General features: G+C 60.0%; 15 protein-coding genes. 7 read left to right on the top strand and 8 right to left on the bottom strand.

The features are described 5' to 3' along the window. Window positions 1-70: 70 nt before the first annotated feature. Window positions 71-2,575: a DUF2309 domain-containing protein gene (locus tag JNK74_01375; protein MBL7644816.1), complete on the bottom strand. Its 2,505-nt coding sequence runs from the start codon at window positions 2,573-2,575 to the stop codon at window positions 71-73. 33 nt (window positions 2,576-2,608) lie between these two features. Continuing rightward, complete coding sequence (locus tag JNK74_01370; protein ID MBL7644815.1) at window positions 2,609-4,186, bottom strand: oxidoreductase; 1,578 nt, start codon at window positions 4,184-4,186, stop codon at window positions 2,609-2,611. Between the two features lie 105 nt (window positions 4,187-4,291). Between JNK74_01370 and JNK74_01365 the strand changes: the two genes are divergently transcribed. Continuing rightward, window positions 4,292-5,173 (top strand): LysR family transcriptional regulator, encoded by an 882-nt coding sequence (locus JNK74_01365; protein ID MBL7644814.1) that lies wholly within the window; start codon window positions 4,292-4,294, stop codon window positions 5,171-5,173. Window positions 5,174-5,420: 247 nt separating this feature from the next. After that, window positions 5,421-9,035 (top strand): glycosyltransferase, encoded by a 3,615-nt coding sequence (locus JNK74_01360; protein MBL7644813.1) that lies wholly within the window; start codon window positions 5,421-5,423, stop codon window positions 9,033-9,035. Window positions 9,036-9,158: 123 nt separating this feature from the next. Here the strand turns inward: JNK74_01360 and JNK74_01355 are convergent, their stop codons facing one another. Together JNK74_01355 and rraA are read right to left on the bottom strand one after the other, a co-directional pair. After that, entirely contained in the window at window positions 9,159-10,079 is a 921-nt protein-coding gene (locus JNK74_01355) for a DUF115 domain-containing protein (GenBank protein ID MBL7644812.1), read from the bottom strand. A gap of 234 nt (window positions 10,080-10,313) precedes the next feature. Further along, window positions 10,314-10,802, bottom strand: a complete 489-nt coding sequence (gene rraA / locus JNK74_01350) for a ribonuclease E activity regulator RraA (GenBank protein ID MBL7644811.1) — start codon at window positions 10,800-10,802, stop codon at window positions 10,314-10,316. A 108-nt stretch (window positions 10,803-10,910) separates the two neighbouring features. On the opposite strand from rraA, the gene JNK74_01345 reads away from it, so the two are divergent. Then, the gene (locus JNK74_01345; protein ID MBL7644810.1) at window positions 10,911-11,978 is read left to right on the top strand and encodes an alpha/beta fold hydrolase; all 1,068 of its coding nucleotides are present in this window, start codon (window positions 10,911-10,913) and stop codon (window positions 11,976-11,978) included. 84 nt (window positions 11,979-12,062) lie between these two features. After that, window positions 12,063-13,370, top strand: coding sequence for a neutral/alkaline non-lysosomal ceramidase N-terminal domain-containing protein (locus tag JNK74_01340; protein ID MBL7644809.1), 1,308 nt, complete (start codon window positions 12,063-12,065; stop codon window positions 13,368-13,370). Window positions 13,371-13,443: 73 nt separating this feature from the next. On the opposite strand, the gene JNK74_01335 is transcribed toward JNK74_01340, so the two are convergent. After that, window positions 13,444-14,532, bottom strand: a complete 1,089-nt coding sequence (locus JNK74_01335) for a calcium/sodium antiporter (protein MBL7644808.1) — start codon at window positions 14,530-14,532, stop codon at window positions 13,444-13,446. A gap of 288 nt (window positions 14,533-14,820) precedes the next feature. Between JNK74_01335 and rarD the strand changes: the two genes are divergently transcribed. Continuing rightward, window positions 14,821-15,741: an EamA family transporter RarD gene (rarD, locus tag JNK74_01330; GenBank protein ID MBL7644807.1), complete on the top strand. Its 921-nt coding sequence runs from the start codon at window positions 14,821-14,823 to the stop codon at window positions 15,739-15,741. Window positions 15,742-15,771: 30 nt separating this feature from the next. On the opposite strand, the gene JNK74_01325 is transcribed toward rarD, so the two are convergent. Continuing rightward, window positions 15,772-16,911: an ATP-binding protein gene (locus JNK74_01325; protein MBL7644806.1), complete on the bottom strand. Its 1,140-nt coding sequence runs from the start codon at window positions 16,909-16,911 to the stop codon at window positions 15,772-15,774. 722 nt (window positions 16,912-17,633) lie between these two features. After that, window positions 17,634-18,578 (bottom strand): hypothetical protein, encoded by a 945-nt coding sequence (locus tag JNK74_01320; protein ID MBL7644805.1) that lies wholly within the window; start codon window positions 18,576-18,578, stop codon window positions 17,634-17,636. 490 nt (window positions 18,579-19,068) lie between these two features. Here JNK74_01320 and JNK74_01315 point away from each other — a divergent pair, with 490 nt between their 5' ends. Continuing rightward, entirely contained in the window at window positions 19,069-19,911 is an 843-nt protein-coding gene (locus tag JNK74_01315; GenBank protein ID MBL7644804.1) for a MoxR family ATPase, read from the top strand. Then, the gene (locus tag JNK74_01310; GenBank protein ID MBL7644803.1) at window positions 19,911-21,134 is read left to right on the top strand and encodes a hypothetical protein; all 1,224 of its coding nucleotides are present in this window, start codon (window positions 19,911-19,913) and stop codon (window positions 21,132-21,134) included. The genes JNK74_01315 and JNK74_01310 overlap by 1 nt, the downstream gene beginning before the upstream one ends. Window positions 21,135-21,648: 514 nt before the next feature. Here JNK74_01310 and JNK74_01305 read toward each other — a convergent pair. Continuing rightward, on the bottom strand, window positions 21,649-22,650 hold the full coding sequence (locus JNK74_01305; GenBank protein ID MBL7644802.1) for a zinc-binding alcohol dehydrogenase family protein: 1,002 nt from the start codon (window positions 22,648-22,650) through the stop codon (window positions 21,649-21,651). Between the last annotated feature and the right edge of the window lie 40 nt (window positions 22,651-22,690).

Here is a 22,690-nt window from a genome sequence, read left to right as displayed (position 1 = left end):
TCCCACCTTTCTTTGATTACGGCGGCACGGTGACTTCCGCGCCACTGGCGCGGATTGCCGTGCAGACGCCCTACGCCGCCTCAACGCCAGAGCGTCCCTCGGCGACTACCTCAGCCCATTCCCCTTTCCCGCAGTACCGCTTCGACACAACGCCTTGCGCATCGAGTGCGTAGAGACTCATCCAGCCATGGTCGAGAAGCGCCCGAAGACCTTCGTTCTTGCTGATGACCGAATTCATGGCCTCGACAGGCGCCTCGAAAAGCGCGGTCAATCGCATCGGTTCGTGAACGAGCCGCTCTCCGTCATGGAGACTCTGCCAGGGCAGCCCCACGCGAAGGTCTCCTCCGTTGCCCTCGAAGACGCCGAGGGAGCCGACCACGTTGTGCAGGGTTTTGTCCCCACTGCCGAAGACCCGATTGTCCACGGTGGAGCCGTAGTACTGCAGACTAATCCAATTGGCGACGACCAGGGGGGCCGTCATGACGAGCTCGAGCACGCCGAAGTCCTCATCCTGGCGCCAGTCGTAGTCATGCAGGAAGGCGCGGCCATCGAGCTTCAAATGCCTGGACCGGTGACGCGGCGCCGCTATGAAGGAAGCGCAACCCGCCAGGCCCCACTCGGGCCGCACATGGCTCCAGTCACGACTGCGGGCAACAAAACTCGACTCGTGTGCCTGCGGGCTGCCCGGATTGAATTTCGCAGCCCGCTCCTGACGGGCCAGGGTGGATGCCTGGGCGAGATTCTCCAACAGGGAGCGCAGTTCATCCCGATGGGACAGGGGCACCGTTTCCACATCGAAAAGCGTCACGTTTTCGGTGGTCGTGTCGTGGTTGGCGGCCACAAATATCGTGTCCTCAGGAATCGCGATGCCGGTCGCGGCCAGCCTCGCCCGTACCTCGGGGTCGTTGAGAATTGCGGCGACAACGCGGGCGTTCACATCGCCGGCATGACCGCCACACGCGCCACAGTTGAGCCCTGCGGCATGGGGATTGTTCACCGACGTGGAGCCATGGCCGGCGAGCAGGACGATACGCGCAAAGTTCCGAGTGAGGGACATGGCCCTCAGCGCGCCGCCCCCGATCGTTACCCGCTCGTCCAGCGTCAGCCCAACTTTATGATCGTTCCGCAGTGCCGCTTCGATCCTCGGCACCAGTTCACCGGACTTTTTATGCGGCAGGCCCGCGATGGAAGGGTTTGGCACGGGCCGCGTAATGCCAAGGGAGTCCGTAATGAGTTTGAGGCCGAACAAGATGCCGAGCGTCTCAACATACGCAAAGGAAGCAACGGCTCCGGACCGGAAGGACTTCCATGCCGCGGAGACCGCGTACCATACACGCCGGGCCCGTGCGACCTCTTCCGCATGGGAAGCATTCTTTACGTCCTCCACAATCACATAGCGGGGCGCGAGCAGGGCCGGGCACTGGGGCCGGGGCGTCTCGTGCGCAACCGGCAGGTAGGACATCGCAATGCCGAAGAATCCGGCAAAGCCTATGGTCTGGGCGCCCTTCATGGAAGACTCCAACGCACGCCGGTAGATTTCGGACCGCACATCGATGCAGAAGGCCGCCTGCACCACGGGCCTCGCCTCGGCCTCCGGCAGGGCCCGGGGCGTGAAGGACCGGATCAGTTCGCGTTGCCACGCGCGCTCATAGGCGTGCTGCAGGAGAGCCTCGACCGCGAAGGGCATGTTGCGGCCAGGATCGGGTGCCGCCAGGCGCTCGTTCGCCAGTGTCCAGGCCTGGGCAATCCTCGTGTCGTCCACGCAGCGCAGCAGAATGACTTCCCAGGCGAGCCGCACCGCGAGCAATTCCGCCACAACGTATTCCCCTTCGCCCCGCAGGTTGGATTGCCAGTCCCGGTACCGTGCATGGGCGGACCAACCGCCTTGAACCATCAGGAGGCGATGAAAATAGAGTTCCAGTCCGGGCTCGGGAATGGACAGACATTCCACCGCCTGGTACACCAGCGCATCGGCCGATTCCGGCAGCGACGCGATCACCTCCCGGTAACCGGAGAGGCCCGCAATGGCGGGGCTCCGGTCGAGCAGGGCCTCCGCCCTCCAGGCCGAATAGGGACTGAGGTTTTGCCAGGGCGATCCCCACGAGGCCTGACCACCATCAAAATAGGACGCCGCCCACCTGGACAGGCGTTCATTCACCAGCTCGGGCCAATCCACACCGGTAAATCCCCGCGCCACGTCCGCCACGGTGGGAAGCACGGTCGGCCCATGCGACCGGGCGCCGGGCAGCACGGATTCTTCCAGCGCGCGAAGCCCCCCGACGACGGCGGCGACTTTCGGTAGATCCTCAAGCGCAGCTTCCAAATCCTGGGTCTGAATTCTGCCCGTGGCGAGGGCCTCGGCATAAAAGGATCGGGGCATGAACAAATGGGCTCCCGCCACGCGCGCCATCCGGCAGGCGGCGTCGCAAAAGTCGTGATCAGCCATTCCGACAAAAGGATTTACCGCCACGAACTCTTTCAGGGGCCAGCACGGCGCGATGGAGCCCGCAGCCTTGCGCACCGCTTCCGCAATTTTGGAAGTCGATGTTGACGGTTTTGATTCAGCCATATCCATTGTTCACTCTCCTTCGTACAACGTAAACGTCCGTTAGTGCTGTTGCCGCGCGGTCGTTTCCAAACATCCAATGGTCCGATCAAACATGGCGTTCGCATAGAACCCGTTGGACACATACACGTAGATCCCCGGCCAGCGCATCGCCCACGCCCAACCATAAAGCTGGGCCAGGCTGATGACGCCAAACAGCACAACCAAAAGCACCATCGCCGCGATGCCGAGGGCGTCGGGGACCACCGCAGGCGGGAACAGATCGCCCGCGATCCAGGCCGCCCCCTGCTGGAGCCCGAAATAGAGCACGGCCAGGCCGGAGGTCATCAGAAAAACGCGCACCAGCATCCCCCCCCCATGTCCGGAAGACACTCCGCGAACCAGGAACTGAGAAAGCCCCATCAAGAGAATGGCGCCCAGCGCAACCACCGCGGGCTTTTCAGTCAGCGACACCCCCCCAATCATTCCGATGCCGATGAAGAGCCCAAGCGCGCCAAGGGCAACGCCCACGAGAATCGCCAACGAGGGACGAACCAACTGGGGAGAGGCACCCTGTATGCGCCCGGTGTCCACGGCACTGCCCGACGCCAGAAAGGCGTGGGCCTTATAGAGCGAGTGAGCCACGATATGCAGGGTCGCTGCGGAAAAAGCGCCAAAACCGCACTGGAGCAACATGAAACCCATCTGCGACACCGTGGACCACGCCAGCGAGGACTTGATATTGGTCTGGGTCAGCATGACCACGGTGCCCACCAGCGCCGTCAGCCCGCCGATCAGCACAAGAAGGTGCAGGGCGATCGGGCTCGATACAACCACATCCGAGAGTCGAACCACGAGAAATCCCCCGGCATTGACGATGCCGGCGTGGAGCAGGGCCGAAACGGGCGTCGGCGTCTCCATAACTTCAGTCAGCCAGCCGTGAAAGGGAAACTGGGCTGATTTGAACGCGGCGGCCAGTACAATCAGGAGGGCAGCGCCCTGAGCCGACAACGGCATCGCGCCAGCACCCGACATCGGTCTGGAGGTATGCAATATCTGCGAAATATCACCCGTGCCGAAGGCCAGATAAAGTAGAACAGCCGCCACAATCAGGAAGCCGTCGGCCACCCGCGCGCAGATGAACTTCTTCCGTGCCGCGGCCACGGCCCTGGGCCGATCGGAATGGAACAGGAGCAGACGGTGCAACGCCACACTGGTGCCTATCCACGCCAGCACCATCTGGAAGAGACTTCCGGACAGGACCAGCAGACTGACCGCGCAAAGCGTGAGGCACATGTGGCCCAGGAACTCACACTGCCGTTTTTCCCCATCCAGGTAGTTTCGGCTGAACTGAACGGCCACGGCGCCCACAAAAGCCACGAGAAGATACAGCGTCACGCTGAGCGCGTCGAGGCGTATCGAGAATGCGATCGGATCAACGCCGAATACCTCCGTCGACCGTGCGCCGGCGACGGCAACGTACACCGCGCTCCCGATCGCGAGAAGAAAAGAGGCCAGCGTGGCGAACCTGCTGGCTCCCAGGACGTAGCGGGGCCGGGCGCCCTGTTCGAATCGGGACAGGACGGCAACCGCCGCCAGCAGGAGCGGTCCGCTTAAGCTCAAGAAAACGATTGTATTCATCAATGCCAATCCCTCGCGTTTAGGTTGGCAAAGTCTACCTGGGTGCCGGGTCATTTATAAAATATATAGTTTGAATCATGTCGTTCTATTTTATAGAATGACGATATGGCACGACTAAACTACAACCACCTGCGGTATTTCTGGGCCGTGGCGCACGAAGGAAACCTGACGCGCGCTGCGGAACACCTGTATGTTTCCCAGTCGGCGCTCTCGATTCAGATTCAGAAACTCGAGGCCGAAATCGGTCACCCCCTCTTCGAGCGCCGTGGGAAGCAGTTGATTCTGACCGAAGCGGGTCAGATTGCCCTGGATCATGCGGACGAGATTTTCGCCATCGGCAACGAGTTGATGAGCACGTTGACGGAGCGGGGAGAGTCAAAACGTCGTGTGCTTCGGGTTGGCGCCCTGGCTACCCTCTCCCGAAACTTTCAGATTCAGTTTCTGAAGCCCCTGACGCATCGCGACGACGTTGAAATCGTGCTTCGCTCCGGTACCTTTGGCGCCTTGATGCTGGATTTGCGGGCACACCTGCTCGACGTGGTGCTCTCCAATCACGCACCCTCTCGTGATGCCGCAACCACCTGGGTGGCGCACCTGCTCGACGAACAACCGGTCAGCCTCATACGACACCGGGCGCGCAAACTGCCCAAAGCGCCGCTGGCACGCCTCCTCGCGGAACAGCCGCTTCTCGTGCCCACCGTGGAGAGCGGCATTCGTACCGGCTTTGACGCGATGATGGATCGATTGGGTATTCGGCCCCGTATCGCGGCCGAAGTGGACGACATGGCCATGCTGCGCCTTCTGGTGCGCGAAAATACCGGATTGGCGATTGTCCCGCGCATCGTTGTGGAAGACGAACTCAAAACCGGACTGATGAAAGAAGTGGCCAGCATCCCCGACATTACCGACACCTTCTACGCAATAACCCTCGAACGGCGCTTCCCAAACCCCCTCCTGCGCCTGCTTATTTCCCCCCGCCGCAAGTAACTTCCCCGCCACGGTGTCGCCGTCGAGGATGGTATTCTCGCCCTCGATCCGCTCCGTTTCCGTCGAGCCGTCTGCGCAGGTACTTAAGCACGACCTGGTTGCCCCCTTCGCCATCCGACTCAATGCCCGTCGCAGGCCACTGGCCCGGTGGAATTTCGATTTCGCCGCTGTCCAGCTCCTGTCAACCATCAACTGCCTGCTATACTAACGCGTGCCAGCCCAACCGCCCCGGAGCGCCTGACAGCGTATGTCCAGTCCGAAATCCGAACGCCCCATCCCCGTGATCATTGTGGGGCTGGATGGTATCTCCGGGGTTACGGCCTGGTCGTTTCGCCTGCGCGACGCCATGAAGACGCACCCGCGCCACCGCATCGTCCTGGTTAACGCGCGCGAGACCGGCAACAAGCTGGGCCGCTTCGATCACACCGCACCCAGTCAGGCCGATATGCGGTCCCTCCTCCGCGAATTGGCCCCAGCCGTCGTGCTCCCCAACTTCATCTGGCCGGTCTTTGACGTTTGCGCGGGACTGATCGACGAGGGCGTCGACCTCCGCTGTATCGGCTTCTGTCGCGCGGATTCCGAGACTGAATACTACAATCCCCTCGAATGGTACGAGCCCCTCATCACACAATTCGCCGCCGTCAGCCCCGAGTGTGCCGCGCGGCTCGCCCTGCGCCTCCCACACCGCCGCCACGACATCGCCACCATGCCCACCGGCATCCACGTACCGGTTGCCCTTGATCGCAACTATTCCAACGCGCCCTTGCGCCTCGTCTACGGTGGGCGCATTGTTCAACAACAGAAGCGCGTCCTCGACTTTGTCCCCCTCGTAGAGCAGTTGCTGCTGAGGAAATGCGACTTCTCATTCGACATTGTGGGCCAGGGTCGTCAGCTCGGCGAACTGAAGAGCGCCATGGCCGGCCTGGATCATGGCGGACGCGTGCGCTTCACCGGCAAGGTGCCGCCCGACGCCATGGACGCCCTCTGGCATCGGCACGATGTATTCATTCAGACTTCCGACTTCGAAGGCACGAGCAACAGCATGCTCGAATCCATGGCCCACGGCGTCGTCCCCGTGGTAACGCGAACGGACAGCGGCCTCGCCGGCATTATCGATCACGGTGTCAATGGCTTCACCGTGCCGGTCGGCGACATGTGCGCCATGGCGGAAATCCTCTGCGAGCTCGCGGAAAACAGGGCGCGTCTGGAACTCCTGGGCCGGGCGGCCCGTGCCGCCACCCGGCCCTTTGCGATGGACCTCTATGCGAAAAATTTCGTTCGCCTGCTGGACGTCGCCATGGCGGCCCCCCCGCGCACCTGGCCGGAGTCCCGCGCCGCTGAAGTGCGCCCGGTCATCGAGGGACTCGACCTGCCCGAGTCCGCGACCTCCCCCCCCTCCTTCGCATCGCGCGTGGCCTCGCGCCTCCTGAAGGACGCCCCCGCACACGGGGGCACGGTCCCGAGCGCCTTCGACGGACCCGATACCATCGTGCTCGTCGCCGCGGCCGACGACAGCTTTGCCATGCCCCTGGCGGCCATGGTGAAATCGGTCCTGTGCAATCTGGCCCCGGATCGCCTGGTGCTCCTTCATGTGATCGACGGCGGACTCGGCGATGCGCTCCGATCCAGACTGCTCTCTTCGTGGGACAGCCCCCGACTCCGCGTCCATTGGCTCGAACCCGAGTTTGCGGCACTCAGGCACATGAAGATCACGGGGCACGTGAACCTCCTCACCTACAGCCGGCTGCTCATCCCCGATCTTCTGCCTGCCCGCCACCGGAAGGCCATCTACCTCGATTGCGACATGATCGTCCTGGGCGATCTGGGTGAGATCTGGGATCGGGACCCGGGCGCCCATCATTTGCTCGCCGTGCAGGACATGACCGCGCCCTGGATGTGCAGCGAGACGGCGCTGGCCAATTTCGAGGCCTGTCGCCCTTATCTCTCCGCGACCGAAGCGCTCACCAACTACCGCGAACTGGCCATTCCTCCGGACACCAGATATTTCAACGCCGGACTCCTCCTGCTGAACCTGACCCAATGGCGCGCCACCGAGGCCACCCGCAGGATCATCGCGTACCTCAACGATCACAGCGAACATGTGCGCTGGTGGGACCAGGATGGCCTCAATGCCATTCTCCACGCGAACTGGGGCGAACTCGATCTACCCTGGAACCAGATTCCCCACATCTTCCGCTATCCCTCATGGCGGGAAAGCCCCTTCGGCGAGGCGGAGTACCAGGCCATCACGGAACACCCCAAAGTCATCCATTACTCCGCCCGCTCCAAGCCCTGGCACGGAGACAACACCCATCCCGCTCGCGATCAGTTCTTCCACTATCTCGACCAGACCGCGTGGGCCGGATGGCGTCCGGAAGCCCCGCTCGAACTTGCGAGAAATGGCCACTTCGCCATGGGGAATGACCATCAGCCCGCGCACTGGAGCCTCTTCGAGGGCACCCGCCTGGAGAGCGCGACGGAATCGCGACGGCGCGGAACATCGATCAAGCTCCATCCCGATGATGGCGCACGGTCCGCGGGACTCGAGCAGCGCCTGGCCGTGTCGCGGGACCTCGCGGGCGCACGGCTCTCAATCAGTCTCGACGCCCGGTGCGGCGACCGCCACGCCCTGGCGCTCAATGTACACATCACCACGAACGGCAAACGAAAGACCCACAGCGCCGAGCACCCCGGACACGGAGCGTGGGCCACACTGCGCCACGAAATCGACCTCCCCCAGGGCCCGGCCCCTTCGCGCATTCAGTGCCTCATCGTGCTTCGGCCCGCCGCCACCGCCCCCGCCCTGATCGAAAACTTTCGGGCCTGCGCGTTCCTCGCGGAGCCCGCGGACGGCGGAGTGGAATGGGAAGTCCCCCGGGCCGTAGACTTGCGCAGGCCGGTCCGGCGTCGCTGGAATCCCGCGCAATGGATGGCCCGCGCAATCAGACCGCGTGCCGACAACGACACAAGCACACACAGGAACCCCGTGTTTTCCGTAATCCTTTCCAACTACAATGGCGCGGAATTTCTCGACGAGGCGCTGCGCTCCGTGGCGCAGCAGAACTTCGAGGATTTTGAATTCATTGTGGTGGACGATGCCTCCACGGATCATTCCCGCGAGATCATGGAGAGAATCGCCAGGGCCAACCCCGATCGCGTCAGACTGCACTTCAAGGAGACAAATGAGGGACAGGCCGCAGGTTTCAACGATGGCTTCCAACGATCACGCGGAGATATCATCTGCTTCATCGACAGCGACGATTGCTGGTTCCCGGACAAACTGGCCAATCTGGCGCGCCTGATCGAAGCCAATCCGGGGTGCGCCATCTATCAGCACAACCTCTTCAAAATGGTGGAGGGCGAGGTGACGGAAGAAAAGTTTCGTGACCTCGTGTACACCGGCGATCTTCTCCGATACACAAAGCGGACGCGCCACTTCCCCTATTTCGTGCCCACGACGGGCCTCGCTTTCTCGCGCGAGGCGCTGGAGCGGGTAATGCCCATTCCCCACGCCTTTCGCGTCTGCGCCGATGGCTTTCTCACCCGCACCACGCTGTGCCACGGCCCCATCGCTTCCACCAACGAGTGCTGGGGCGCCTATCGCGTCCACGGCGGCAACAATGTCTTCGAGAATCCCGGGCACGATTCTTTCGCGTACACCAACGGACTGCTGATTCCCACGTTGAACGCATTCTACAAAGCGAATGGCATTGACCTGATCTTCGAAGTTAAGCCGGGGAAGAAGTCCGCGGTATTGACCCCAAGGGTGAGGGCGACAAACCGCTCGCTGATTGCGAAGATCTTGGACTCATCGATACGGGAGCTGCTTCGCGAAGTGCGTAGACGGTTGCCTTTCGGTTGAGGGCGGCCCAAATCGAAGAGCTTGCGGCGTCATTCAGATACTGCAAAAGTGTTGGGTACGGCTGGGAGCGTCTTCCTTGCTGAATCGAATCGCGACGCCGATAAAAGTATACGTGAATTGGCGCTACTTCTCATTGGCCCGAAAAAGTCCCGCAAACTCACACCGTTCAAACACCTCCAGGGCCGTGTGGGCGCTCGCATTGATCACCCTGCGCCCATCGGCTTCGAAGGCCGCGCGCGCCTTCGCGTAGGCCGCTTCCTGCATCGCGACATCGGGCACGCCGATCTGATCGCCCACCTGGTAGTACTGATTGCTGAAGTGAAGTCCCCGAATGAGTTCGATGTTCTCTTCAGTTATCGTGATCTTGCCCGGTGGGAACAACTTCGGCAGTTCGCCGTAATCATGATCGAGTCCAACGATATACACCGGGTCGCAGCCGAGGTGATAGGCGAGCTGGAGCATGATGTAGGTCACCGTGCTGCCCAGATGCACGATCGATGCGAAGTCCGTCGAGAACTGGGGATATAAATCCCGCCAATAGTAGAGCTGACCCCGCATCCTTGGCGCATTGAAGAAAATTGTGCGCGCATCGGCTTTGAAGGCGTAGGCGTTGTATAGCGCGGCCATTTTGATGGGTCCCTGCACCCGCCCCACGTCATGACGCCGCAATTCCAGTTGTTCGATATCTTCAAAAAGCAGGTATGTCGTGTGGAAGCCCCACGCTGAAAAGGCGCTGTAAATGCCGTTGCAACCGAGGGTCACTTCTTTCCGCAGCCTCGTCATATCGATCTGCTTCAAGCTCGGGCCATTCGCAATGATGAAGCAGCGCTGCCCTTTGAATTTGTCGCGCATCATGGCGATGCGCTGCTGGCTCCCGGCCAGGTGGGTCAAGCGCGGCACGCCCCATGGCCCAAAGCGCAGCCCCACGCGATCAAAATACTGGTGACGCGCGCGCAGCAAGCGCCAGTACGCCAGGGGCAGGGCCGATTTCGGAAACTTGGGCGTCCAGGCCAGCATCAGCCCGCACCACGAATAGTACGACACGGACACGCATGAGATGCTAAAAGAGCTGAACCGCGAATGGACGCGAATATACGCGAATTAAAAACGATGCAGTACCGTTCTGAGGCCAACCGAAAACTCGTGCACGTTGCCATTCGATCTGGTCCCATCTGTGCAGATCTGTGAAAATCTGTGGGAAAACTTTTGTTACACTGGACCGCAAAACTGCGTTTACTACACCACACAAATGATTCGCGTTCATTCGCGGTTCCAACTTTATTCCGGCAGTTCCAGCGCTTTCTCCGAAACCAGCAGCCCGTCTTCATCGGCATACAGAAAGTGGCCGGGAACAAAATCCACGCCCACAAAGCGGACCGGCACGTTGTGGCTGCCCGCGCCCAGCTTCTCCGTCTTCAAAGGATGCGTGCCCAGGGCCTTCACACCGATCTCCATTTCCGCTATGTCCGCCGAATCGCGGATGCATCCGTTGATCACGATCCCGGCCCAACCATTCTTCACGGCCTTCGCCGCGAGCTGATCGCCCAGCATGGCGCAACGCATCGAGCCGCCGCCGTCCACCACCAGCACCTTGCCCTTGCCGGGCGATTCCACGCATTCACGGACCTTGCTGTTGTCTTCAAAAGCCTTTACGGTCTCGATCACCCCGCAAAAAGCGCCCAGTCCGCCAAAATCGCCCATCTGCTCCTCGGCAATCTGAACAACGTTGGAAAAGTGGTCACAAAGGTCGGCGGTCTTGAAACTCATCATGGTTCTCCTTTAAAAAATGCCTTCCACGAGTTTAGCAGGGACCCCGCAGGTGGTACAATGCGCTTCAGTTCGCCAGCGCATGCACCAGCCCCCGGCAGCGGGCACGTGGCAGTCCCGAGGAGCAGTACCATCGATACCACCGAAAACGAGTTCCTCGCCGAGCGCAAGCAGGCGATACTCGCGCATCTGAACCAGTTCCCTTTCCGCCCCGCGTGGTGGTTGCGCAATTGTCACGCCCAGACAATCTGGGGGCCCGTGTTCCGCCGACCACCGGCGATGGACTACCACAAGGAAGTCTGGGACACGCCCGACGGCGATGAACTCTCCATGTATTTTTATCCCGGCGAGGCGGAGAAGCCCTGGGTGCTGCTGATGCACGGCCTGGAGGGCCACATCAATTCCTTCTATCTGCCGGGATTCAACCAGGCCTTTCACGTCCTCGGCTGGAATGTCGTCACGATGATATTCCGCTCCTGCGACGGCGGTATCAACAAGGCGAAGCGCGTCTACCACATGGGCGAAACCTCCGACCTCGATTTCGCCGTACGCCAGCTTCGCGAAGATCGCGGCGTGGACAAACTCTACATCGCGGGCATGTCCCTCGGCGCCAACGTTCTCTGTAAATGGCTCGGCGAACTCGGTGACAATGTGCCCGACTACGTGGCCGGTGCGGCGGCGCTGTCGCCTCCGTTTCAACCCGAGATTTCCGTCAGTCTTTTTGAGAAAGCTTTTTTCGGCATTTACAACCGCCGTTTCCTCGGCACCCTTATCCCCAAGGCCCTGGAGAAAGAGCGCCAGTTCCCCGGCTGCATCGACGTGGAAAAAGTACGCAACTGCAAGAGTTTCCACGTCTACGACACCGAAGTCACCGCCCGCCTCCACGGTTACCGCGACGCCGTGGACTACTGGGAGCGCGTGGGCTGCCACCAGTTTCTCGCCGACATCCGCGTGCCCACCCTCCTCACCACCTCCGCCGACGACGCCTTCAATCCCGCCGACACCATACCCCATGAAATCGCCGACGCCTCGAACTATCTCTATCCCCTCTGGACCACCCACGGCGGCCACGCGGGCTTTGTGTATGGCGCATTGCCCTGGAAGGCAAAGTATTGGCAGGAAGAGCAGTTGGTGCGATTTTTTGCGGCATTGGATGGTGGCTTCCCCACATCTTGAAAAACGGGAGGCGATAGGCCCTTACTGAATCCTACTGTCCGATTGCAGCGTCTAATCGTTCAATGTAACCCAAAGGACTCCGCCATGCCTGCCAAGAAATTCTTCATTTTCCTGCTGTCGCTGTTGTCCCTGCTGTCCCTGCCCGTCACCGCCGAGACCTTCAAGGCGGGCTTCGCAAAGGCCGACATCACCCCGACGGCCCCGATGCCCATGTGGGGCTATGGCGCGCGGCACGATGCCCTCTCCCAGGGTGTGCGCGATCCGCTCTTTGCCAAGGCCGTAGTGGTGGAAGCTGGCGACCAGAAAGTGGCCCTCGTGGGGCTGGATCTGGGCCGTTCGCCCGACGCCGCCATGATGGACCGCATCCGCGCCGCCGTGAAGGCCACCTCGGGCGTGACCTTCGTCATGCTGTCCGGCTCCCACACCCACCACGGGCCGGTACTGGAGATGCAGGATAGGGAAGGCATGGGCAAGGGCAAGTTCGACGACGCCGTGGCCTATGTGAAGACGCTGGAAGAAAAACTCATCGCGGTGATCAACGAGGCGGCCACCCACACCCAGGACGCGCGGATCGGCTGGGGCTCGGCCATGGTGGATCGCAACCGGAACCGCCACAAGAAGTTCGAGCCGAAGCCCACCGACCCGGAGTTAAGCGTGCTACGCTTCGACGACCTCTCGGGCAAGCCCATCGCGCTGATGATTAACTTTGCGGCCCACCCCACCATGCTGCCGGGCGAAGACCTCCGCTTCTCCGCCGAGTGGCCGGGCCAGATGATGTACACCGTGGAAGAGGGCCTGGGCACGAACGCGGGCTTCCTTCAGGGCGCGGCGGGCGATATGTCCTGCAAGCCGACGGACACGACGAAGGACATCGAATCCTTCGGCAAGGCCATAGGCGCGGAGGTGATTGAGATCGCCAAGGCTATCGAAACCAAGGTGCCTGAAAACCCCCGAATCCAGGGCATGGATGAAGACTTCGACTTCAAGACCCGTATTCCCCTGGACAACCCCATGACCCTCGGCCTGCTCTCCACGGCCTTCTTCCCCGAACTCGCCGCCTCCGCCGTCGATTCAATGAAGGGCGACCGTATCACGCCCCACCTCACCACCATTCTCATCAATCAGGAACTTGCGCTCGTGGGCGGCTCGGGCGAATTCTTCTGCGATCATTCCAATCGCCTGAAAGAGCGCGCCTGGGGTCTGAAGACGATCTTCGTGGGCTATTGCAACGGCCACCACATGTATTTCCCCACCATAGAAGGGGCGTCGATCGGCGGCTACGGCGCGGACGCCACCGTGAGCTGGGTACCCGTGGGCGCGGGAGAGGAAATGATGAACAAGGCCCTCATTAACCTCTACACGATGCTGGGAAAATACGTATTGAAGTTGTAGCTATTCGATCTTGAAAGCGCCAAGGCGCGGGAGAGTTTTCCCGCGCCTTTTTGCTTGTCACTTCCATATTGGATTACACCGCCTTCGCGGGCTTGTTCTTGAACTCGTAGATCGCCGTGCCCACGAGCAACAAGGCCACGGCCGGCAGCACGCCGAGCCCCACCACCTTCGTGTACGCCGGAAGGGACGGCGAACTGCTGGAGTGGAGGATGAGGTAAATTGTATAGAGAATATAGAGTCCAAAGAATACCGCGCCCTCCCAGCGGAGAATGAGCAACCCGGTAAAAAAGATGGGCAGACAAATGACGGCCACACCGATCATGACCGGCAGGTCCACCTGGATCGCGGTGGCCTGGACATTGATCGGCGACACGATGGCGGTGAATCCAAGTACCGAGAGAATATTGAAAATATTACTGCCCACCACGTTGCCGATGGCGATATCCCGCTCGCCGCGGATGGTGGCAACGACCGAAGTGGCCACTTCCGGCAACGAAGTGCCCGCCGCCACAATGGTGAGTCCGATGACCAACTGGCTCACCCCCATGGCCTCCGCGATGGTAATCGCCGAATTGACGAACATCCGCGCGCCGCTCACCAGCAGTACCAGCCCGATCAGCAGCAAAAGAAAATTCCAGGCAACGGTCTTCGCGCTTGGCGCTTCGGTGACGGCGTACTCCTGATCGAATTCCGCCTTGATCGCCTTGGTTTCCCGTCGGCTCTTGATCACGGTGAAAGCCGTGTAGCCGATGGCCCCCGACGCGAGGATCAGGCCGTCCACCCGTCCGATGCTGCCATCCAGACACAGCACGAAGCCTAGAATGGATACACCAATCATGATGGGCACGTCCATCCTCACCAACTGGCTGTCCACACGAAGGGGAAGGAGCATCGCGCAGAGGCCCAGGATGAAAAGCACGTTGAAAATGTTGCTCCCGACGACGTTGCCGAGGGCGATATCGCTCTGACCTGCAATCGCGCTTTTCATGCTGACGGCAAACTCCGGTGCACTGGTGCCGTAGGCAACCACCGTAAGCCCGATCACCAGCGAAGACACGCCTGCCAGCGCCGCCAGTCGCGACGCCCCTCGAACCAGGAACTCCGCGCCCACCGTAAGGATCGTGAGACCCGCCAGCAGGGTCAGAAAAACCATGGGTGTCATGAAATTGGGATCTCCTGGGCGGTAATACCGGCTCTCTCCGGTAAATTCATGGAAATTCTGTGGATCGGACCGGGTCAGGCGCCGCCCACCGGACCAAAAGGGTACTTTATGGCACCGGTCGATGCAACCTTTCCTCTCCAGCCTGGGTCCTTCCGGTTATACTACCCCGTGGCGGCGGAGGCAGGGCCAACCGGGCCCAATATGCATGGAGGGGTACCTTGTAAGAGGCGCACCCCTCCGGCCGCGCCCCGTGTGAGTCTCCGAAACAGCCCAGGTAAGCCCCTTTCGATGTCCATCCCACTAAAATGCCCCGCAATGCTCATGGGCGCCTCCGCCTACATCCTCTGGGGCATCTTCCCCCTTTACTTTTACTACCTGACCTCCGTCGGCAGTTGGGAGGTCCTCTCCCACCGCATCGTCTGGTCCGTCATCGCCCTGGTCGGGCTGCTGTGGTGGAAAGGCCGTCATGCCACCGCCCTCCAGGCCCTCCGCTCACCGAAACTGGTCGGCTTGCTCGCCATTACCTCCGGTCTTATTACCACCAACTGGATCGTCTACATACACGCCGTGGCCACCCACCGCACCATCGAGGCGAGCCTGGGCTATTTCATCAACCCCATCGTCCTCATCCTCCTCGGCCTCCTCGTGTTCAAGGAGCGGCTCAATCCCTACCAGAAAATCTGCATCACCCTGGCCGCCGCCGGTGTCATCTACCAGATTGCCATGCTCGGTTCCGTCTCCTGGATCACCCTCGTGCTCCCCGCCTCCTTCGGTCTCTATGGCATGATGAAGAAGCACATACCGCTGGACTCCATCTCCAGCCTCTTCATCGAGACCCTCATCGCCGCGCCCGTCGCCGCGATCTATCTCGCCGTGCTCGGGGCGCAGGGCAGCCTTGGCCTCTTCAACGGCCCCCCGCACGTGCAGGTGCTCCTCCTCCTGGCGGGTCTGGTTACCTGTATCCCCCTGATCCTCTTCGCCGAAGGGGCCCAGCGCCTGCCCCTCAACACCATGGGCTTCCTCCAATACATCACACCCAGCCTCCAGTTCTCCATCGGACTCTTCGCCTTCGGCGAACCTATGAACACTCACAAACTCATCGGCTTCATCTTCGTCTGGGTGGGGTTGGCGGTCCTGGCCGTCGGCCAGATGAAGGGCTATCGAGCGCGAAGGGAACTCATGCCCGCCCCGGTGCCGGAGGCGGAGTAAAAAGGGGATTGCAAAGAGAATGCTTTGGGGTCACGGATACACCCACCCGGCCCCAATCTTCGTGATCGGCAATACCGTAATATTCTTCGCCAGGCGATAGGTCTTGTCCCCCGGATACACCACCCACAAATGCTCCAGCTCCAAATCCTGCATCGCGCTGGTCATCGATTTTGTCATCCGGGGGGCGTCGGCATACTTCACCTCGATGGCCCAGTTCTTCCCGTGCTCCTGCCAGAACAAGTCCACCTCGGCCCCGGAATGGGTCGCCCAGAAAGCCAGCTCCTCGTTGCGCTTGCCAATGGCCCGCGCCGCCACCTCCAGCGCGAAACCCTCCCAGGAAGCGCCCAACTTATTGTGGGACGCCAGGTCACGCTGATCGCGGATGGACAGCAGGGCATGCAGCAGGCCCGTGTCGCGAAGGTATACTTTGGGCCGCTTCACGAGCCGCTTGCCGATATTTACATGCCACGGCTGGAGCAGACGCACCATGAAGGTACCCTCCAGTATATCGAGATATTTCCGGACCGTCTTGTCCGTCACGCCGAAGGAGCGGGAGAACTCGGCGTAGTTGAGCTGTTGTCCATGGTAGTGGCAGAGCATTGTCCAGAAACGGCGCAAGGTCGTGGCGGGTATGTCGATGCCAAGCTGCGGAATATCGCGTTCCAGGAACGTCGTGATGTAGTGCTCGCGCCAGCGGTGGCTCGCAGTATCGCTGGTCGCGGCAAATGAGCGCGGCAGTCCGCCCCGCCACCACAAGGTGCGCCACTGGGCCACCCCCACATCCTCCAGGCGAAACCCGCCCAGCTCGTGATAGGCGAGCCGACCGGCGAGGGACTCCGAAGACTGCTGGAGCAGATCGCGCGAAGCGCTGCCCAGTATCAGGTAGCGCTGGTCCGGTCGGGTGTCCACCAGATAGCGCAGCAGAGGAAACAGCTCTGGAACGCGCTGTACCTCATCAATGACGATAAGGCCCGACAGCGCCTCCAGAGTCAGTTGAGGCTTCTCCAAAAGTGAAGCGTCCCGCGGGTTCTCCAGGTCGAATATATGCTCCGCGCCGAACTCCCGTGCGAGTGTGGTTTTCCCCGACTGACGCGGCCCCAGGATGGCCGTGACTGGGAATTGGTCCATGAGCTCCTGAAGCAGCCCGCTATCGTGTGTTCTCGTGATCATGCCTGATTATAACACAGGATCATTGAAAATCCAGACTTACACTCCGAGATTTCAATGATAAATGAAAATCGATAAAAGCATATTCACTTTATAATATATTGTTTTTGAATAAGTTACATGAATGAACAAGATTTAATATGAGAAAAATGAGATTATAAAGATCCCTGAATTGATCATTGAAATCTCGGAGTGTAACTCCGAGATTTCAATGATCATCCTGGTTCAGATTCGCGTCGGAAAGTACCCGTTCAGGTGGATAGCGCGCTCCCCAGACCGTCCCACCCCGGTCAATCCTTCGCCAAAAACTGGGGAAATGCATAGAAATTGCAAGGCATGACGATGTAATTTTAATGCGATGAATATATTTCTCACTTTTGTCTATGGATTACCAACTAAAATGGCAAGAGCATATCGTTTATTAGTGAAATCTCGGAGTGTCATGCCAAGATTTCAATTCACGCGGCCAGGCGAACCCTCCGGCGGGAGGCAGTCCCGGATGACACTTACTTACGGGCCATCGAGGCCAAAAGTCACGAAATCAAAACGATCAAAGTCCAATTCCGGGTGCCTTGAACTATACCCAGACAGGCCCATACCCCCAATTCCCGGAGCATCCCGTCCCCGTCATGGCTATACCGCATTTTGAAGGCACCGACCAGTATTACCTCGACCCCGAGCTCAAGGCCATCGTCAATATTGCCCTGACCATCAAAAAAACCTGCTCATGGGCGAGGCGGGCACGGGCAAGACCCAGCTCGCCATAGCGGTGGCCGACACACCCAGTCCGGTAAGGTACAAGCGAAAGCGCTTAGCAGCGATACGAAAACGACCCATTTTGAGAACTGATCGGCTACGAACCAGACCGACATGGGCGCGCCCAACTTGAACAGGTAGGCACGAAATCCGAGCGACCAGCAGGCAAAAAGGATTGCCGGAAGAGCAATCACGGCAATCCGCCCCGCGAGCCGGTCCCGATTTCGCGCCCATCCACTGAGCGTTGGAATGGTCATGAGCAAGAACATCAATCGGTAATCCCAATTTGAAGTAAGGAAAAATGAGCCAAGATAGATCGCGGAGCCTGCGCGAAACGCGCTCAGATGACCTTTATTGGCGACGTCGCGCGAACGGTGGTCACGCCCGAGTAACTTAACTGCAATGACCATTGCGAGGGCGACCACCCCATACGAGAACGCGGCGACCGCATGGGAGGCCAGCGGCGCGTTGTAATGTTCGCGCACCGCCATCCAGACGACTTTGGCGCCGTAGGATAACCGTGTGCTTTGCGGAGTAGCCGCCCCAATCAAACGAATATCGTCCCGCGTCCAAATGAAATACGCTGTCGAAAACGCCGCGCAAGGTATTGCAAGGCGGAAGAAGCGGCGGCCACGGTCCTCCCGGAAGAGCAAGGCGAATCCCATAAAGGGAAAGAGTTTCAAGACGCCGCCCAGCCCCAGACAAATCAGTGCTGGAATCGGAAATCTCCCATAGAGGTAAGCCGCCAGAGAAACCAGGCAGAAAACGGCCAGATCGTTGTTGGCGCGTTCAATCCCAAACATCACGGCCGGCGAAAAAAGGCATATGGCTAAAATCCAGGCTGCGCTTCGGTCAATGCCCTCGGACAGTAGAAAAACGCCAAAGAAGAAGGACGAAATCAGGACAAGGCCCACGATGGTAGTGTAATCCTGGTCAAGTCCACACCAACCTGGAATTAGCCAGATTCGCGGATAATTCATTGGACGCAACCACGGATCCATCGGATTGCTTACGAGCGGGTCGTAGCCACGTGACAATGACTCCGCACCACTGAGTATGACTCGCGCATCACCAAAATGGGGAGACATTACGGGAACGCCCCATAGTCGCCAAGTCCGGCCATACCCCAGTAGAAAAAACGAGAGACACACCGCAACGACGGCGGCACACCACACGCAGATTAGCAGTTTTCTCCCATTCATATCGATTCGGCCTCCGAAACCGCACGATATTGCCCCGCGCACCGAGTTAGACTACCGAATTCTTTGTGACATGTCTACAAGGCGGATATTTGCACAATTCGCAGACGAGTGCCATGGTCCTGTTGAAGTCCCCCGCCGTGTGCCTTAAACTATACCCAGACAGGCCCATACCCCAAGATTCCCGGAGCATCTCATCCCCGCCATGACCATCCAGCACTTTGAAGGCACCGACCAGTATTACCTCGACCCCGAGCTTAAGGCCATCGTCAATATTGCCCTGACGATGGAAAAACCCCTCCTGCTCACGGGCGAGGCGGGCACGGGCAAGACCCAGCTCGCCATGGAAGTGGCCCGCTCGCTGGGGATGGACGTGGAAATCCTCCGCTGCAAATCCACCATCAAAGGGGAGGAGGCCTGCTACACGCAGGACACGGTCCTCCGCCTGAACGACGCCCGCTTTGGCGGCGGCAACTCGGGCCGCAATGTGGAAAGCTTCTACGACTACGTCATCTGGGGCCCCATCGGCCGCGCCTTCCGCACGGACAAGAAGGTGGTGCTGCTGCTGGACGAAGTGGACAAGACGGAATCGGACGTACAGGACAACCTTCTGGATATTCTCGAAGACTGCCAGTTCACCATCCGCGAGGTGAACGACACCATCAAAGCCAAGGTACGCCCGGCGATCTTCATCACGTCCAACGCCAAGCGCGAGCTTTCCGATCCATTCCTGCGCCGCTGCTACTGTCACCACATCGCCTTCCCTTCGAGGGACGACATGAAGCAGATCGTGAACCTCCACTACCCCCAGACGAGCCCGAAGCTGCTGGAGGCCGCCATCAACATCTTTTACGAACTCCGCGAGCGCGGCTTTGAAAAGCCCCCGGCGACGAGCGAGCTCCTCGACTGGATCGGCGCGCTGGAGGCCACGGGCCAGGTGCCCACGCGGGAAATGCCGCCCCTCACCGGCGCCCTGCTGAAACGCGCGGGCGACATCCTGCGCTATCGCGGCGGCGGCGCGGGCAAGTCCCGGGGCTCGAGCTACTGATGCTCACGGTCTCGCCGGACTACAGCAACGTCCTCTTCATGGACTTCGTCTACCGCCTCCGCGAGTATGGCGTGCCCGTGAGCCCGAAGGATCTGCTGGAGTTGAACGAGGGACTGGAGAAGGGGCTGGTCAAGGATCTCGACGACCTCTTTGTCTTTGCGCGACTCGTTTTCGTGCGCAAGGTGGAGTACATGGACGCCTTCGAGCGCGCCTTCTGCTTCTATTTCTACGGCATCGACATTCCGCCCGTGGCCGAGGGCGATTTTGCCCTCTTCAACACGAAGCAATTCAAGGAATGGCTCCAGCAGCAGATTGCCGAGGGCAAAATTCCGAAGAAGGCCGTCTGGCATTACGATCCCGAAGAGCTCATGGCGAAATTCTGGGAGACGGTGCGGGAGCAGATGGAAGCCCACGCGGGCGGCAGCAAATGGATCGGCCAGCGGGGCAATTCCCCCTTCGGCCACAGCGGCAACTCCGAGCGGGGCATCCGCGTGGAGGGCGAGTCGCGCAACCGCAGTGCCCTGAAGGCCATCGGCGATCGCCGCTACGTGGAATACGCCGACACCCAGCAGCTCCGCGCGGAAAACCTGCGCCAGGCCCTCGAATCCATGAAGCACATGAAAAACGAAGGCCCTCGGGATCGCCTGAACCTGGACGACACCATCCGCAACACGGCCCGCAACGGCGGCGATATCGATCTCTGCTTCGAGCGCGACCTGCGCGACAAGATCAGCGTGGTGCTGCTCATCGACAACGGCGGCTATTCCATGACGCCCTTCGTCGAGATCACGCGCCTCCTCTTCACCAAGCTCCACGAGCGCTTTGAAGACCTGCAGGTCTACTACTTCCACAACACGATCTACGAGAGCGTCTGGACCGACTTCCGGCGCCTCCGCGCCCACCCGACTGAGTTGCTCCTCCAGCGGCGCAACGATACCCGCGTGGTCATCTTCGGCGACGCCTCCATGGCCCCCGAAGAGCTCGTATCTCACGGCGGCGCCATCACCAACTACGGCGGCGGCGACCAGCGCCCCAGCCTCTACTGGCTCAACCGATTCGCCGAGCGCTTCCCACACACCTGCTGGCTCAACCCCATCTCCAAAGAGCTCTGGAAAGACACCTACGGATACTACACGCTGAACCAGATCCGGAACATCTTCCACATGGAAGACATGACCCTCGGCGGCATCAAGCGTATGGTGGATTTCCTGAGCGAGAAGTGAGGGGACTATTGCCGATTGGCACGCGCCTAAAATATAAAGTCAGGTCGTCGCTTCAATCGGAAACTATCCCCCTGAAGAAACGCTCACGAAGAATGCGTCTTAACTTCAAACGCTTTCGACTGGTAGCATCGACAATATTAACTGAACCACGAATGGACACGAATTCACACGAATAAGAGAACGGCACACGGCAACAAAACACTTTGTGCTCTTTGCGTTCTTTGTGGTTAGCTCTCAAACCTGATTGCGGAGCGATGTCCAATTCTTATTCGTGTAAATTCGTGTCCATTCGTGGTTCAGCTCTTTTCATTTTTCGTCGTCTTGGATGTAGGGCATTGACACGGACTGTGGCACACGTTGCAGTATCCCGCACGCTTCCCCGACGACGGGTCGCAGATCCGCCGCAGGAGGAACAGCCACACGCATCGACGTGCCTGCTGCCAACAACGATCACCGCTGGCACTTGGTCTTTTCCGCTCAATTCCAGTGAGCCTGCGTGCGTCAGTCCCTCGGGCTAAAACCCACTCAGCACGATCTTCCCCCGCGACTTGCCACTCTCCAGCAGCGCATGCGCCTTCAGTAGATTCGCGGCGTTGATCGTGCCAAAGTCCTCAGCGACGGTCGTCTTGATATCGCCGCTATCGACCAACTCGGACACACGATTGAGCATCTCATGCTGCTTGATCATGTCCTCGGTCCGAAACAGCGACCGTGTAAACATCAATTCCCAATGCCACGAAACGCTCTTCCGCTTGAAGGGCATGATATCTATGGCCGCTGGATCATCAATCACCACAATCTTCCCCTGCGGCGCGATCAACGTCGCGTACTGGTCCAGATAGTCCCCCGTGTTCGTCAGGCTCGCGATATACTTGACGGGTTCACCGATGCGCTCCAGTTGCTCGACCATCGGTTTGCTGTGATCGATCACATGATCCGCCCCCAGCGACTTAACCCACTTCACCGTCTCTGGCCGCGAGGCCGTTGCGACGACCGTGAACCACGTGAGTTTCTTCGCAAGCTGGATTAGAATAGACCCCACGCCCCCGCCCGCGCCAACGATCAATATCGCACCCAGGTCATACTCTGAAATCTCCAGGCGGTCGAAGAGCATTTCCCACGCGGTGACCGTAGTAAGGGGCAACGCCGCCGCTTCAACGAAGCTCAGCGATTTCGGCTTCCGGCCCACGAGGCGTTCGTCCACCAGATGAAATTCGGAATTGCAGCCTTGCCGCATCAATTCGCCCGCGTACCAGACTTCATCGCCCGGTTTGAAGAGCGTCACGCCATCGCCCACCGCCTCCACGACCCCCGCCGCGTCCCAGCCAAGAATCTTCGGTTCATCCCCCTCCGGCTGCGCACGCTTCCGCACCTTGGCATCGACGGGATTCACGGAAATAGCCTCGACGCGAACCAGCAGATCCCGTCCCGACGCGACCGGCACGGGCAATTCAAAATCAAACAGAGCCTCGGGGGCATCGACGGGAAGGGACTGCAAGTAACCGACGGCTTTCATGGGATTCTCCTGCTTATTGTCACAATCGTTCTGAGTCATA

This window comes from Candidatus Hydrogenedentota bacterium, from assembly GCA_016791475.1.
Lineage (GTDB): Bacteria > Hydrogenedentota > Hydrogenedentia > Hydrogenedentales > JAEUWI01 > JAEUWI01.
Note: the sequence above shows the minus strand (reverse complement) of the source record. Positions and strands in the feature narration are given on the sequence as shown.